This is a genomic window from Cupriavidus pauculus (assembly GCF_008693385.1).
GTDB classification, from domain to species: Bacteria; Pseudomonadota; Gammaproteobacteria; order Burkholderiales; family Burkholderiaceae; genus Cupriavidus; species Cupriavidus pauculus_D.
This window is the reverse complement of the sequence record NZ_CP044065.1, coordinates 1,115,051-1,128,166: the sequence shown is the minus strand read 5'-3', so window position 1 is coordinate 1,128,166 and position 13,116 is coordinate 1,115,051. Positions and strand designations below refer to the sequence as shown.

Genomic DNA, 13,116 nt, shown 5'->3' with positions numbered 1-13,116 from the left:
AACCGCCAGACCATCGCCGCTTTTCACGCGCACGCAACACTGCCGCCCTACATTCGGTTCTTTTCTCGAGGATCGAATATGTCTTTCCAGATGCGTGCCATTGCGATGGCCAGCGCGATGGCCAGCGCGATGTTCCTGCTCGGCGCGTGCGGTGGCGGCGATGACAATAGCGGCACCAATGCGGGGACGCCCGCGACCACGCCGCTGCAGGTGCCGCCCGCGCCCGCGGATGCCGGCTTCGTGGATAGCGCGCCCGTGGCGGCGTCGGCGGTACCGCTCGTCGACACGATCGCGACCAATCAGCGTGGCGATGCACGTTATGCGACCGTCGACACCAATGCCGGGGTCCGGCTCGTTCGGGGCTTTCTCGATGTCTGGGAGCCGCTGACGCGGCTGGTCGATGCGGGCTCGCCGGCCGCGGCCAATGGATCGTTCCCTGCCGTCGCGGCGTCCACGTGGACCGGCCTGCCGAATGACGGCACCGCGGGCGGATCCGTGACCAATACCGTCGCGCACAACGCGAACATCCAGTACGTGATCGACGCCACCACCCGGCGCACCGCCGCGCAGGCGGAAGCCGCCTATTTTGACGATCGCCGCGGCAAGAACTACAGCGTGACGGACGGCATGGGTCCGCTGACCGAAGCATGGCGTGCCGCCGCGCGTCAGACCACGACGATCACGAGCATTCCGGCCGACGCCACCACGGTCAAGTACGACGACGGCGGCAACAATAGCGGCGTGGCGGGCGCAACCAACACCACGTTCGGCGACGTCATCACGATGGTCAACAAGGTCGGCGACAACGCGTCGACCGAACCGGCCAAGCGCTTCTACAAGTACGCGCGGCCGTATCGCTGGAGCACCAGCGTGATCGTGGCACCGACGCTGGTGCCGGCCATCAGCGCCGATCCCACCACCGATGGCGGCTTTATCAGCGGCCACACGGCCGAGGCCCTGCGCAATGCCGTGGTGATGGCCTACCTCGTGCCCGAACGCTTCCAGGAAATGCTCAGCCGTGGCATGGAACTCGGCGAGAACCGCATCCTCGCGGGCATGCATTCCCCCATGGACGTCATCGGCGGCCGCATGCTCGGCATTGCCTCGGCGGCCGCCAACCTCAATGCACCAGCCAATGCCACGCTCAAGGCGGCAGCCTACAATCAGGCCCATACCGCGCTGATGGCCGCCACCGGCACGACAGCGGCGACGTTCCGCGCGTTCGCGCAATCGGGCAACGCCGGCAATGACCGGTTTGCCGACTACGCGGCCAGCAAGGCCAACTTCCTGCGCCGCATGACGTTCGGGCTCCCGCAGATCGGCTCGACGACGGCGGACCCGGTCGTGCCGAAGGGTGCCGAGGTCATGCTGGAGACCCGCTTCCCGTACCTCAGCGCCGACCAGCGCCGCGTGGTCCTGAAGACCACCGAGGTCGCTTCGGGCTATCCGGTCATGGACGATGCCGAAGGCTGGGGACGCCTGAACCTGTTCGCCGCCGGCGACGGGTATGGCGCCTTCAACGGCAATGTGGCCGTCTCGATGGATGCGAGCAAGGGCGGCTTCAACGCGAGCGATATCTGGCGCAACGATATCGCGGGCGCGGGACGGTTCACGCTGAGCGGCACCGGTACGCTGAAGCTTGCTGGCACGAACACGTATTCGGGCGGTACGCAGGTGGCGGGCGGCGTGCTGGGGGCGGCGTCGGCCAAAGCCTTCGGTACCGGCGACGTCTACCTGGGCGCGGGCTCGGTCGTGATCGACGCGCCAGAGAGCGTGGCGATTGCCGGCAAGTACACGATGCTGGCCAACACGACGCTGGAACTGCGCGTCGGCCCCAACGGCCAGGGCCGCATGACCGTGGCGGGCATCACCACGATCGCCGGCGGCACGCTGCACGTCGCGTTTGCCGACGGCTACAAGCCACGGGCCGGCGATACCATCGCCGTGATCACCGGTAGCAGCGTCAAGGGCCAGTTCACCACGGTCGCGGTCGATGGCTACAAGGCAACACCCGTCTACACCGCCAATGGTGTGCAGATCCGTATCGACGGTTAAAGCCCTCGCACGAACGTCCAGAGGACGACATCAAGAAGGTCGCAGGCCCGCGTCAAAACGCGGCGACGTGACGTGGACCTGCTTCCATTATCATTCGCGTGGACATTCGACTTATGGGACTCAACACAAGCCTTCGCCATGGATCTGATGAACAGCATGACGGTATTTGTCCGCGTGGTCGGCTGCGAGAGCTTCACTACGGCCGCGGACCAACTGGGCATTTCCACCACGATGGTCAGCAACCATATCCGTGGACTGGAATCGCGGCTCGGGGCCAAGCTGCTGCACCGGACCACGCGCAAGCAGAGCCTGACCGACATCGGGCGAGCCTATTACGAGCAATGCGTCGATATCCTGTCGCGGATCGAGCTCGCCGAGACGAGCGTGCGCGAACAACGGGCCAATCCCAAAGGCCTGCTCCGGATCAGCGCCGTGGTGAGTCTGAGCGCCCACACGCTCGTGCCGCTGATGGCGCAATACATCGAGACCTATCCGGAAGTGGAGGTCGAACTGATCTTCAGCGACGAGGTCGTGGACCTGATCGAAGGTGGATTCGATGCGGGCATCCGCTACGGTGATTTGCCCGACAGCGGGCTCGTCGCGCGCGAACTGGGCAAGACCCGGCTCGTTGCCTGCGCTTCACCCGCCTATCTCGAGCGGCATGGCGCGCCGGAATCCCTTGACGACCTGCGAAGACATACGTGCCTGGCCTTCCATAACACCGTCGCGCAATGGCATTGGAAGTTCGGCAGCGGCGAATCCACCGCCATCGCAACAAGCGGCCGGTTCAGCACCAACAATATGCCGGCCCTGCGAACGGCCGCGCTCGAGGGACTCGGCATTGCCATGCTGCCCCGCGATCTGGCGAACGCCGATATCCGCGAAGGACGCCTGAGACCATTGCTGGAATCGTTCGGCTCGCCCGGTCGGCCGCTGCATATCGTCTATATGCCGGACCGGCTGATGACCCGCAAACTATCCAGCCTGATCGATTTCCTCGTCGCCCATTTCCCGAAATAGCCGTCCCGGTCAGGACGCGGTCACGCCGCCCCACAAATCGACGGGCCCGAGGCGGTCCGCGCCCTGCGTATCGAGCATCCAGCCTGGATACTCGGGCGGCAGCGCGCTGACGGCGTCGATCGCGGCGATCTCGTCGCGCGACAGTTCGATCCCGGTGGCTTCCAGGTTATCGGTCAGCTGGTCGATCCGTTTGGCACCGACGATGACGCTGGTCACCACATCGCGCGATAGCAGCCATGCCAGCGCAATACGCGCGACGCTACATTCATGCGCGCGGGCGATGGGCGCCAGCACGTCGAGCACGTCCCACGCGCGCGCCTTGTCGACGATCGGGAAGTCGAATTCGGAGCGGCGAGAGCCTTCCGGGTTCTGATTGTTGCGGCTGAACCGTCCTGAAAGCAGGCCGCCGGCCAGTGGACTCCACACCATCAAACCGAGCTTCTCGTGCTGCATCAGCGGAACCAGTTCCCGCTCCAGATCCCGCCCGGCCACGGAGTAGTACGCCTGTACGGTCGCAAACCGTGCATAGTTTTTCGCGTTCGAGATGCCAAGCGCCGTGGCGATTCGCCACGCGGCCCAGTTGGAGACGCCGATGTACCGCACCTTGCCTTGCGTGACCAGATCGTCGAGCGCGCGCAGGGTTTCCTCGATCGGCGTGACCGTGTCGGTGGCATGAATCTGATACAGATCGATATGATCGGTGCCCAGGCGCCGGAGGCTCGCGTGCACGGCATCCATCAGATGTCCGCGCGACGCGCCAACATCGTTGCGCCCCGGCCCCATGCGGCTGTAACCCTTGGTAGCGAGCACGTACGCCGTGCGCGGCACATCCAGGTTCTTGAACGCCTGCCCAAGGATCGACTCGCTTTCGCCGCCGGAATAGACATCCGCCGTATCAAAGAAATTGATCCCCGCATCGAGACTCGCCTTGACGAGCGTGTCCGCCAGTTCCTGACCGACGTTGCCGATATGCTTGTAAATGCCTTGTCCGCTGCTGAACGTCATCGTCCCCAGGCAGAGCTGGGACACAAGAAGTCCGGTATTGCCAAGCTGCTTGTATTGCATGGGTTCTCCCTCTGATTGAAGCGACCAGCGCAATGTAGTGCGCCTGCAGAAGGAGAAACAGCGTTGGCAGGTTAAAGGATATTCAAGTCTCGATTGACAATGTCAGGGCGCGAAGGGCTTCCCCATGGGCTTGAGCCGAATGCCGGGCGCCAGCCGCGTCCACGGCAGATCCGCGGGATCGGCCGTCATCGGGCCGGGGGCCTTTGCCACGAGCACCGCATGCGCTGTGCCCTGGAAGTCCGCCCGGAAATGGACCGAGCTCTTGTTCACGAGGATCTTCATCGCCTCCGGCTCGACGCCGCCAACGCGATAGAGATTGCGATCGAGCATCTGCGCCTTGCCGCCGCTGACAACGACCTGCACACCATCGATACCCAGCAGCGCCACCGGTCCCACATCGGCGAGCATGCCGTGCATCATCGGGCCGCCGAACCGGCAAACGCCGTCCGACAGCTTCAGCACCTCGAAGCGCGCCTGCAATGGCGCGTCGCCGGGCACCCCGGACACGCCACCGAGCGCCACGTCGATCGTGGCGCCAACGCCCGCGCGATGCGCCGCCGCCGCGGCCGCCGGGTCCCATATCAACCCGATGGCCGCGCCCTGCGCGCCGTTGCGCAATAGCGCACGCAGCATGCCCATCGTATTGGAGTCGCCGCCGGCGCCGGGGTTGTCCTGCGTATCGGCGATGACCACCGGGCGCGTGGCGCCCTCCGCCATGCGCATGGCCTCGCGGACGGCCTCGTCCGGCGAGAGGAACGGCACCTCCCACGCGGACTCCTCGGCCAGCATCTTGTCGTAAAGCACCTGCACCGCGGCATCGGCGACCGCTGCATCCTCGGCGTACCCCCAGATCACGGGCCCGCACTCGGGGAAGTCGGCGGCCGGGAAACCCGGGGCGAACGACAGCGAGACGACGCCATCGGACTCCAGCTCGGCCAGCGCCGCATACAACCCACGCGCCGGTTCCAGCATCGTGCACATGCCGTTGATCGGAATGAGGAATGGCAACCGGCGCGCGGCAGCCCGCCAGCGTCGCGGGCTCTTCAAGAGCGCCTGCAACAGCTCTGCCGCGCGCACCCCGGTTTCCGCCATATCGACATGCGGATACGTGCGGTACGCCACCAGCGCGTCGGCGGCATCGAGCATGCGTTGCGTGACATTGGCATGGAGGTCGAGCGAAGCCACCAGCGGCACATCGGGGCCGATCGCGCCGCGCACGCGCGCCAGCAATTCGCCTTCGCCATCGTCGGCATGCTCGGCGACCATCGCGCCATGCAGGTCGAGATACACCGCATCGAAACCGCCGTCGCGGGCCGCTTCGACGATCTCGCCGGCGATGCGCTCGAAGGCGTCCTCGGTAACGTGCGCCGACGGGCTCGCGCCGGCCCAGATCACGGGGCTCAGCGACCAGCCGTTGCGTTCCGCGGCCTGGATGAAACCGCCGGCGGGAATGTTCACATCGCGCAGTGCCAGCACATCGCCGCCGCGCACCATCGCGGGAAAGCCCTCTCCCCGCTCGAAGCTCGCATAGGTGGCCTTGGACGGCGCAAACGTATTGGTCTCGTGCTGGAAACCGGCAATCAGGATTCGGGGTGCCACGGGGCTCTCCATGTTCAATGTCATCTTAGATCGCGGCCGGACTGGCCTGGGGCGCGGGCATGCGGCTGGCGACGAGCGTCACGGCACCGGCCACCAGCAGGGCCACCATCACGAGCAGGCCAGCCTGCATGCTGCCTGTGGTCGTGCGCACCCAGCCGATGATCGTCGGACTCAGGAAGCCGCCGATGAGGCCAATGGTATTGATCAGCGCGATGCCGCCTGCCGCGGCGTCGCCCTTCAGGTATTGCGAAGGAATGGCCCAGAACACCGTGTAGGCGGTCCACATCATCGCCGTGGCAATCGTCATGCAGAGCAGCGACACCGCGAGGTTGCCGCTGAAGAGCGTGGCCACCGCCAGCGCGGCGGCGCCGATAAAGGCGGGCACCGCGCTATGCAGCCGGCGTTCACCGCGCCGGTCCGAACGCCTGCCGATGATGATCATCGCAATGGCGGCCGCGATATACGGGATCATCGAATAGAGGCCGATCTGCATGGTGTCGGTGACGCCATCCGCCTTGAGGATGCTGGGGAGCCAGAAGCTCACCGCGTAGATGCCGCAGATCATCGTGAAGTAGGCGAAGGCCAGCAGGTAGACACGCGGGTCGCGCGCGACCTGGCCGAACGAATGGTGGCCGCCGGCGGGCGAGCGCAACGCGTGGGCGATCATGCGCTTTTCTTCGTCGGTGAGCCACCTGGCATCGGCAGGCCGGTCCGCCAGCACGCGCAGCGCCAGGGCGCCCAGCAGGACGCAAGGCAGGCCCTCGACGAGGAACATCCATTGCCAGCCGGCGAGGCCGTGCGCGCCCGAGAGCGCCGTCATCAGCCACGTCGACAGGGGCGAGCCGAAGATGCCGCCGAGCGGACCCGCCAGCATCACGACGGCCATCACGCGCGCCATGCGCTGCTGCCCGTACCAGTACGTGAGGTAGAAGATCATGCCGGGAGCAAAGCCGGCCTCGAACACGCCCAGCAGAAAGCGCATCACGTAGAACGTGGTCTCGTCGCGCACGAACATCATGCAGGCCGAGGTCAGGCCCCAGAGCACCAGAATACGGCTGATCGTCTTGCGCGCGCCGATCCGGGGAAGCAGCAGGTTACTGGGGATCTCGAACAGCACGTAACCGAAGAAAAAGATGCCGGCGCCGAGGCCGTACACCGCATCGGACAGGCCCAGGTCGCTCTGCATCTGCAGCTTGGCGAAACCGATGTTGACGCGGTCGAGGTAGGCAAACGTGTAGCAGAGCAGCAGGAACGGCAGCAGGCGCCAGTTCAGTTTCCGGTACAGGGCCTGTTGCGCGGCGCTATCGTGCGCCGGCATGCTACGCGGAGGCAGTGTGGGGGTCATGCAGGTTACTCCCTTGGTCGTTCGTGGATGCGATGAACGTTGTGCTGGTGCGCTCTTTTAGTTTTCGAGCATCGTGCGGCAGTTGAAATGGCATGGCAAGAGCAACCGAAGTCGGCTATCGTTGCTCATCCGGCAACACTCATCTTCACGCGGAAGTCGATATGCGAGAACTGAACCAGCGCAGGCTGCGCTATTTCCACGAGGTGCTGACGCACGGATCGATCCGCGGCGCGGCGGACAGCATCAACACGTCGCCTTCCGTCATTGCCCGACAGATACGCCTGCTGGAGGAGGAAGTGGGCGCGTCCCTGTTCGACCGCCACGCGCGCGGCGTGCAGCCCACCGAAGTCGCGCAGCATCTGCTGGAATACTGGCAAGGCTGTCGTGCCCAACACGAACTGTTCGAAGACCGCCTGCAGGCATTGCGCGGCCTGCAGCATGGCCAGGTGCGCATTGCGACCAGCGAAGGCTACGTCGATAGCCTGATGGATGAAGTGCTCACCGATTTCTGCGCGCGGTACCCGCGACTCGATGTCACCGTGGATACGCTGCCCGTCAACAACGTGCTACAGGAGGTGGCGGACAGCCGGGCGCATATCGGCCTGGCGTACAACCCGCCCTCGCATGCGGACGTGCGCTGGGTGGCCACGTCATCGCAGCCGGTGGTGCTGCTCGTCCATGCCAACCACCCGCTCGCGTTGCGCGGCACGAAAGTCGATGTCCATGAGCTGAACGACTTTCCGCTGGCGATGATGCCGCCCGCATTCGGGCTCGGACAGATCGTGCAGATGCTGTCATACGCCGAGAACATCCAGATCCGCCCGACGCTGACGACCAATTCGCTCGCCGTGTTGCGGCACTTCGTCAAACGCCATCACGGCATCACGCTGATGGGCGCGTTTGCCGCCTATCACGAGCTGGGTTCGGGTGAACTGGTCACCCTGCCCATCGCGCATCCGCTGTTCGAATCGGCCAAGGCGCAGTTGCTCGTCAAGAACGGAAGGCCGCTGGGCGTGGCGGCCAACGCCCTGCTCGAACGTATCCGGCGCGACATGCCGATGTTCGCTGCGCCGGCGCCCCGCCGGCGGGCAAAGCCCCCCGGGCGCAAGCCGCCTCGCGCGTAGGGATGCGCGCGTAGGCATGCGCGCAGCTAGGCAGCCGCGCGGGCGAGCGCCGCCGCAAACTGCCCGTATGCACGCAGGGGCCGGCCAAGGATACGCGTCAACCGCTCGACATCCCCCGCTTCCGGAATCATGCCGTCGCTCACGTATCGCTCCGCCATCAAGCGCATTTCGTAAGCCATCCACGCAGGCAGGAAGTTGGCGAGGTTGGCCTCGAAAGCCGTTGGATCATCCCCGCCGTAAGCGATCGTGCGGCCGGTGATGTCCGACCATATCGCGGCCAGCCCGCTGCCGGTCAGCGTGTCGGGACCCACCAGATTGAAGGCTTCGCTGGGCAGGTCTTCCGGCCCGTCATGGCGGCGGATCAGTTCGAGCGCCGCCACCTCGGCGATGTCGCCGGTATCGACCATCGCGACGCCCCTGCCGCCGATGGGCATGGGGTACACGCCGTGTCTAAGGATGACGTCCTTCACCATGTGCTCGTTATCCATGAAATAAGCCGGCCGCAGCACGGTCGCGCTGAAGCCGGCGTGTTCGATCAACCGCTCAACCGCCAGCTTCACGGCGAAGTGCGGCACGTTCGCGAAGCGCTCCGCGTGCATGACCGACAGATAGACGATGCGCCGCACCCCCGACTCGCGGGCGATATTGAGGACGGTGAACGCCTGGGTGAATTCGTCTCCCGCCACGGCATTGAGCAGGAACAGCGTCCGCACGCCGACGAAGGCTTTCCGCAACGCGGCAATGTCGAGCATATCGCCTTGAACGATATCCACCTCTGGCGGGAGCTCTCCCTTGGATGGATCCCGGACGAGCGCGCGGACATTGGCACCGCGCTGCACGAGTTGGCCCACGACTTGGCGCCCGACGCGCCCTGTTGCACCGGTGATAAGGATGGTCATGCTGTTCTCCTGACGAAAGTTGGCTAAGAAAATTGCACTTGCCAGGAAACAGTAATCGATCCATATTCGCTCCGGTAGCCGTCAAAATTGAACGCGTCGTCCCAAATATGGAACACCTCGATCTCCTCGCGCTGGCCGATTTCAACCTCGTCGCCCGCCACGAAAGCCTGGGCGCCGCGGCACGCGCGACCGGGCGGCCCAAGGCCACGCTATCGCGCAAGATCGCCGAGCTGGAGGACAGCCTCTCGCTGCGGCTCTTCGAACGCGGGCCCCGGGGTCTCGCGCTCACGCAGGAAGGACACGCGCTATATGCGCGGACGGGGGCGCTGCTCGCCGAGATCGCGGAGAGCGCGTCGGCGATCGCTTCCGGGAGCGAACGGCCTCGCGGGCGTCTGCGCATCACCGCGCCGGCGCTGTTCTCCCAGATCGCGATGGGGAAGCTCATCGCGACATTCGCGCGGAAGTATCCCGAGGTACGGCTGGAAGTCACGACGGAGGACCGCAGCGTGGACATGCTTGCGGAGGGCTACGACCTCGCGATCCGCGTCAACCCGGACCGCGATGAAGACCTCATCGGCCGCATCTTCGTTCGCGACCGGTTGGTGGTCGTCGCGGCGCAGGATCTGCGCCGCCCGCGCAAGGCCGATCGCCCCGTCCCGGCCATCGTCCGACAGGAAAGCGAGCAGCGTTCGTCCTGGGAGGTCACCACGCGCGCGGGTCAGGTCCGGCTTCCCATCACGCCCGTGGCAGTGCTCTCGTCCCTGTTCCTGATACGCGATGCGGTCCGGCTCGGGATGGGCGCCGCCTGCCTGCCGTTGTCGATGGTGAGCGCGGACCTCGCGTCGGGCGCGCTGTCGCGCTGGGGCGATATCGCGGGCACGGAGGTCGCGTTATGGGCGCTCTATCCGTCGCGGCGGCATCTCAGCATCCGCGTCACCGCATTCCTCGACCACCTGAAGGAGGCCTTCCCGTCAGGCACGCCCGAGGAGCTGGCGGCGTATATCCGCCCTATCGCGTAGTGCGTTGCCCGCCCGCGCCGACTTCGAAAACCATGTGCCGTTGCAGCCGTTGGTGGAGCCATCTGTGGGCGCGGCCGCGGTTCGCTGACCTGCGCCATACGAGGTCGACGCCGACGAGCCAGTCCGTATGCGGATACGCCGCCAGCTGCAGCTCGACGAGATCGCCTCGCGCCAGTTCATCGCGAATCAGCTGCCGCGGCAGCGTCGCCCAGCCGAGACCGTTGCTGACCATCTCCATCAGCGCGAGATAGCTTTCCGCCTGCCAGGTGCGCGCCGCGCGAAGGTACTCCGTCGTCGGCAGCTTGTTTGCGTGCGCGGTGAAGGCAAGGCGACGATAGGCATGCAGATCCTCGAACGACACGCGATCGAGAGAGGCCAGCGGGTGCTCGGGATGCGTAACGTGGACCATGATCAGCTTGCCGAGCTGCACGAAGTCGAGCTCGGGCGAATAACCGGGCTGCGCGAACGCAATGCCAACCGCGGCGTCTCCTTTCAACACCAGTTCACTCACGTCACCCGACATCGGATTGCGAATGGTCAGGTCGACATAGGGGAACTCGCGTTCGAAATCCATCAGGACCGGCATGACGGTGTTGTAGGGGATCTCGATCGCAAGCGTGAGCTCGGCGGGATTCGCACCCGCCAGGCTCGCGGCATGCGCTTCGAGCGACCGGCAGCGCTCGAGGACGGCGGTGGCCTCCCCCAGCAGCGTGCGGCCCGCCTCCGTGACGGTGGGGATCTTGTGAGTTCGATCGAACAACGTGACGCCGAGGTCGATCTCCAGGTTGGAGATGGCGCTGCTGATCGTCGATTGTGTCTTTCCCAGCCGTCGCGCCGCCGCGGAAAACGACCCCGTTTCCACCACGACGACGAACACCTGCACCTGCTCCAGCGAAAACCGCATAGCCCTTTTCCATCGAGAAAATCGATGGCTGTTGATTTGGTTGGATGACGTCTCCGATGGATCATGCCCTAGCGACGCCGGTGCGGGCAACAACGCGAGGTTCGCGTGATGTGGCGCCCTGTCTTCGTGCATGTCGCGCACATATCTGGGGCAGCGGGAATTCCGCTGCCCCCATCATCAGCGAGGGAGAGGGCGAATGAGCAAGAGCACCGCGGTGGACCCGGTGGACGAGGTGCTGCCGGCGAGGCAGCTGGCAAGTTACGGCTTGCAGCATGTACTGGTGATGTATGCGGGCGCTGTCGCGGTGCCGCTGATCCTTGGCAGTGCGCTCGGCCTGTCCTCGGCGCAGGTCGTCACCCTGATCAATGCGAATCTGCTGACGTCGGGCATCGCGACGATCCTCCAGTGCCTCGGCATATGGAAGTTCGGCGCGCGCCTGCCGCTGATCCAGGGCTGCTCCTTTATCGCGTTGGCGCCGATGATCATGATCGGACAGCAGTACGGGCTGACCGTCGTGTTCGGCTCGGTCATCGCGGCGGGCGCGGCCACGATTGCGCTGGCGCCGGTGTTCAGCCGGCTGCTCCGCTTTTTTCCGCCGGTGGTCATCGGCAGCCTGATCACGATCATCGGTGTATCGCTGATGCCTGCGGCCGCCATCTGGCTCGGCGGCGGCGACCCTGGCGCGCCCGGATTTGGCAGCGTACCGAACCTCCTGCTGGGTGCCGCCACGATTGTGGTCACGCTCGTGATCAACGCGCGCTTCCGCGGCATCGTGGGGAATCTGTCGGTGTTGCTGGGGCTGGTGGCGGGAACGATCATCGCCACCGCGTTCGGGCTGACCGACTTCTCTCATGTCGGCAGCGCCGCCTGGTTCGAGATCAGCGCGCCGTTCGCTTTCGGCATGCCGGAGTTCCGCCTGGCGCCCGCGCTCATCATGGTGCTGGCGATGCTGATCATCATGGCGGAGACCACGGGCAACTGCCTGGCCATCGGCAAGATCGTCGGCAAGCCGGCGGATCAGCAAACGCTCGGTAACGCGTTTCGCGCCGATGGCCTCTCCACGATGCTTGGCGGCATCTTCAACAGCTTTCCGTACAACGCCTTCACGCAGAACACCGGCCTCATCGCGCTGTCCGGCGTCAAGAGCCGCTATGTCGTGGCGACGGCCGGCGTCATCATGGTGTTGATGGGCCTGTTCCCCAAGCTCGGGGCATTGATTGCCTCGGTCCCGCGCCCCGTTCTGGGTGGCTGTGCCATCGTGATGTTCGGCATGACGACCGTCGCGGGCATCCAGGAGCTGTCGCGCGTGAAGTTCGATGGCACGCGCAATGCGATCGTTGTCGCGGTCTCGATCAGCGTCGGCGTGCTGCCCATGTCGTTTCCCGCGTTGTTCGCGCACGTCAGCGGCACGTTGAAGCTGGTGCTGGAGAGCGGCATCTTCCTCGGCGGCATGACCGCGATCCTCCTCAACGTACTGCTGAATGGCAAGTCACTGCAAGGCACGGCCTTGCATCCGAACACCAACCCTCTGGAAGAACCCGATGAGTATCCCGCCCCTTGAAAGAACGTCCGAAGCCGAAACGCCCGACGCCGTCCGCGCACGCGATCTCGATTTGCTTCGGAAGTCGATTGCCGAGTCGTACCGATCGAGGGAACGCGGCCGCCATCCGTTCGCGGCCCTCGTGGCCGACGAAGCAGGAAACATCGTATCGGCTGCAGGCAACAACTCGATGCCTCCCGAAGGCGATCCGACCCAGCACGCCGAACTCGCGGCCGCGGCGGCGGCCGCGCGCGTGCTGACGCCCGAAGCGCTGGCGCGATGCACGCTCTACACGAGCGCGGAACCGTGCTGCATGTGCGCGGGCGCGATCTACTGGACGGGCATCGGCCGCGTCGTCTATGCGCTGTCCGAGCACACGCTCCTCGGTCTCACCGGCGATCATCCCGAGAACCCGACGTTCTCGTTGCCGTGCCGCGAGGTCTTCGCGCGCGGCCAGCGGCGCGTGGAGGTCGCGGGTCCGATGCTCGAAGAGGAAGCCGCCCGCGCGCACGAGGGCTTCTGGAAGTGACGGGCCGGACATGGTGG

Annotated in this window: 11 protein-coding genes; 6 read left to right on the top strand and 5 right to left on the bottom strand. The window is 65.5% G+C overall.

Going from position 1 to position 13,116, the window contains the following annotated elements; translation table 11 throughout:
- Positions 1–78: 78 nt before the first annotated feature.
- Entirely contained in the window at positions 79–2,055 is a 1,977-nt protein-coding gene (locus FOB72_RS05200; protein ID WP_223851423.1) for a phosphatase PAP2 family protein, read from the top strand.
- 138 nt (positions 2,056–2,193) lie between these two features.
- Positions 2,194–3,075: a LysR family transcriptional regulator gene (locus FOB72_RS05195; RefSeq protein WP_150371555.1), complete on the top strand. Its 882-nt coding sequence runs from the start codon at positions 2,194–2,196 to the stop codon at positions 3,073–3,075.
- A gap of 9 nt (positions 3,076–3,084) precedes the next feature.
- On the opposite strand, the gene FOB72_RS05190 is transcribed toward FOB72_RS05195, so the two are convergent.
- The 3 genes from FOB72_RS05190 to FOB72_RS05180 all read right to left on the bottom strand — a co-directional run bounded on the left by FOB72_RS05190 (position 3,085) and on the right by FOB72_RS05180 (position 7,084).
- A complete protein-coding gene (locus FOB72_RS05190; protein WP_150371554.1) occupies positions 3,085–4,140 on the bottom strand; it encodes an aldo/keto reductase in 1,056 nt (351 codons plus the stop codon).
- Between the two features lie 102 nt (positions 4,141–4,242).
- Positions 4,243–5,739, bottom strand: coding sequence for a M81 family metallopeptidase (locus tag FOB72_RS05185; RefSeq protein WP_150371553.1), 1,497 nt, complete (start codon positions 5,737–5,739; stop codon positions 4,243–4,245).
- A 25-nt stretch (positions 5,740–5,764) separates the two neighbouring features.
- Positions 5,765–7,084, bottom strand: a complete 1,320-nt coding sequence (locus FOB72_RS05180) for an MFS transporter (protein WP_150371552.1) — start codon at positions 7,082–7,084, stop codon at positions 5,765–5,767.
- A gap of 161 nt (positions 7,085–7,245) precedes the next feature.
- Here FOB72_RS05180 and FOB72_RS05175 point away from each other — a divergent pair, with 161 nt between their 5' ends.
- Positions 7,246–8,208, top strand: a complete 963-nt coding sequence (locus tag FOB72_RS05175; RefSeq protein ID WP_150371551.1) for a LysR family transcriptional regulator — start codon at positions 7,246–7,248, stop codon at positions 8,206–8,208.
- 26 nt (positions 8,209–8,234) lie between these two features.
- On the opposite strand, the gene FOB72_RS05170 is transcribed toward FOB72_RS05175, so the two are convergent.
- Complete coding sequence (locus FOB72_RS05170; protein WP_150371550.1) at positions 8,235–9,107, bottom strand: SDR family oxidoreductase; 873 nt, start codon at positions 9,105–9,107, stop codon at positions 8,235–8,237.
- A 107-nt stretch (positions 9,108–9,214) separates the two neighbouring features.
- On the opposite strand from FOB72_RS05170, the gene FOB72_RS05165 reads away from it, so the two are divergent.
- Positions 9,215–10,126, top strand: coding sequence for a LysR family transcriptional regulator (locus FOB72_RS05165; RefSeq protein WP_150371549.1), 912 nt, complete (start codon positions 9,215–9,217; stop codon positions 10,124–10,126).
- Here FOB72_RS05165 and FOB72_RS05160 read toward each other — a convergent pair.
- Positions 10,116–11,162, bottom strand: coding sequence for a LysR family transcriptional regulator (locus FOB72_RS05160; protein WP_223851422.1), 1,047 nt, complete (start codon positions 11,160–11,162; stop codon positions 10,116–10,118). The two genes, FOB72_RS05165 and FOB72_RS05160, sit on opposite strands and share 11 nt — an antisense overlap.
- A 64-nt stretch (positions 11,163–11,226) precedes the next feature.
- Between FOB72_RS05160 and FOB72_RS05155 the strand changes: the two genes are divergently transcribed.
- Positions 11,227–12,591, top strand: coding sequence for a nucleobase:cation symporter-2 family protein (locus FOB72_RS05155; RefSeq protein WP_150371548.1), 1,365 nt, complete (start codon positions 11,227–11,229; stop codon positions 12,589–12,591).
- On the top strand, positions 12,572–13,099 hold the full coding sequence (locus tag FOB72_RS05150) for a nucleoside deaminase (protein WP_150371547.1): 528 nt from the start codon (positions 12,572–12,574) through the stop codon (positions 13,097–13,099). The genes FOB72_RS05155 and FOB72_RS05150 overlap by 20 nt, the downstream gene beginning before the upstream one ends.
- Positions 13,100–13,116: the final 17 nt, after the last annotated feature.

Excerpts from the sequence above, each read along its gene's own strand:
- FOB72_RS05200 (WP_223851423.1), top strand. The coding sequence starts at position 79 with ATGTCTTTCCAGATGCGTGCCATTGCGATGGCCAGCGCGATGGCCAGC.
- FOB72_RS05195 (WP_150371555.1), top strand. The coding sequence starts at position 2,194 with ATGGATCTGATGAACAGCATGACGGTATTTGTCCGCGTGGTCGGCTGC.
- FOB72_RS05190 (WP_150371554.1), bottom strand. The coding sequence starts at position 4,140 with ATGCAATACAAGCAGCTTGGCAATACCGGACTTCTTGTGTCCCAGCTC.
- FOB72_RS05180 (WP_150371552.1), bottom strand. The coding sequence starts at position 7,084 with ATGACCCCCACACTGCCTCCGCGTAGCATGCCGGCGCACGATAGCGCC.
- FOB72_RS05175 (WP_150371551.1), top strand. The coding sequence starts at position 7,246 with ATGCGAGAACTGAACCAGCGCAGGCTGCGCTATTTCCACGAGGTGCTG.
- FOB72_RS05170 (WP_150371550.1), bottom strand. The coding sequence starts at position 9,107 with ATGACCATCCTTATCACCGGTGCAACAGGGCGCGTCGGGCGCCAAGTC.
- FOB72_RS05165 (WP_150371549.1), top strand. The coding sequence starts at position 9,215 with ATGGAACACCTCGATCTCCTCGCGCTGGCCGATTTCAACCTCGTCGCC.
- FOB72_RS05160 (WP_223851422.1), bottom strand. The coding sequence starts at position 11,162 with ATGCACGAAGACAGGGCGCCACATCACGCGAACCTCGCGTTGTTGCCC.
- FOB72_RS05155 (WP_150371548.1), top strand. The coding sequence starts at position 11,227 with ATGAGCAAGAGCACCGCGGTGGACCCGGTGGACGAGGTGCTGCCGGCG.
- FOB72_RS05150 (WP_150371547.1), top strand. The coding sequence starts at position 12,572 with ATGAGTATCCCGCCCCTTGAAAGAACGTCCGAAGCCGAAACGCCCGAC.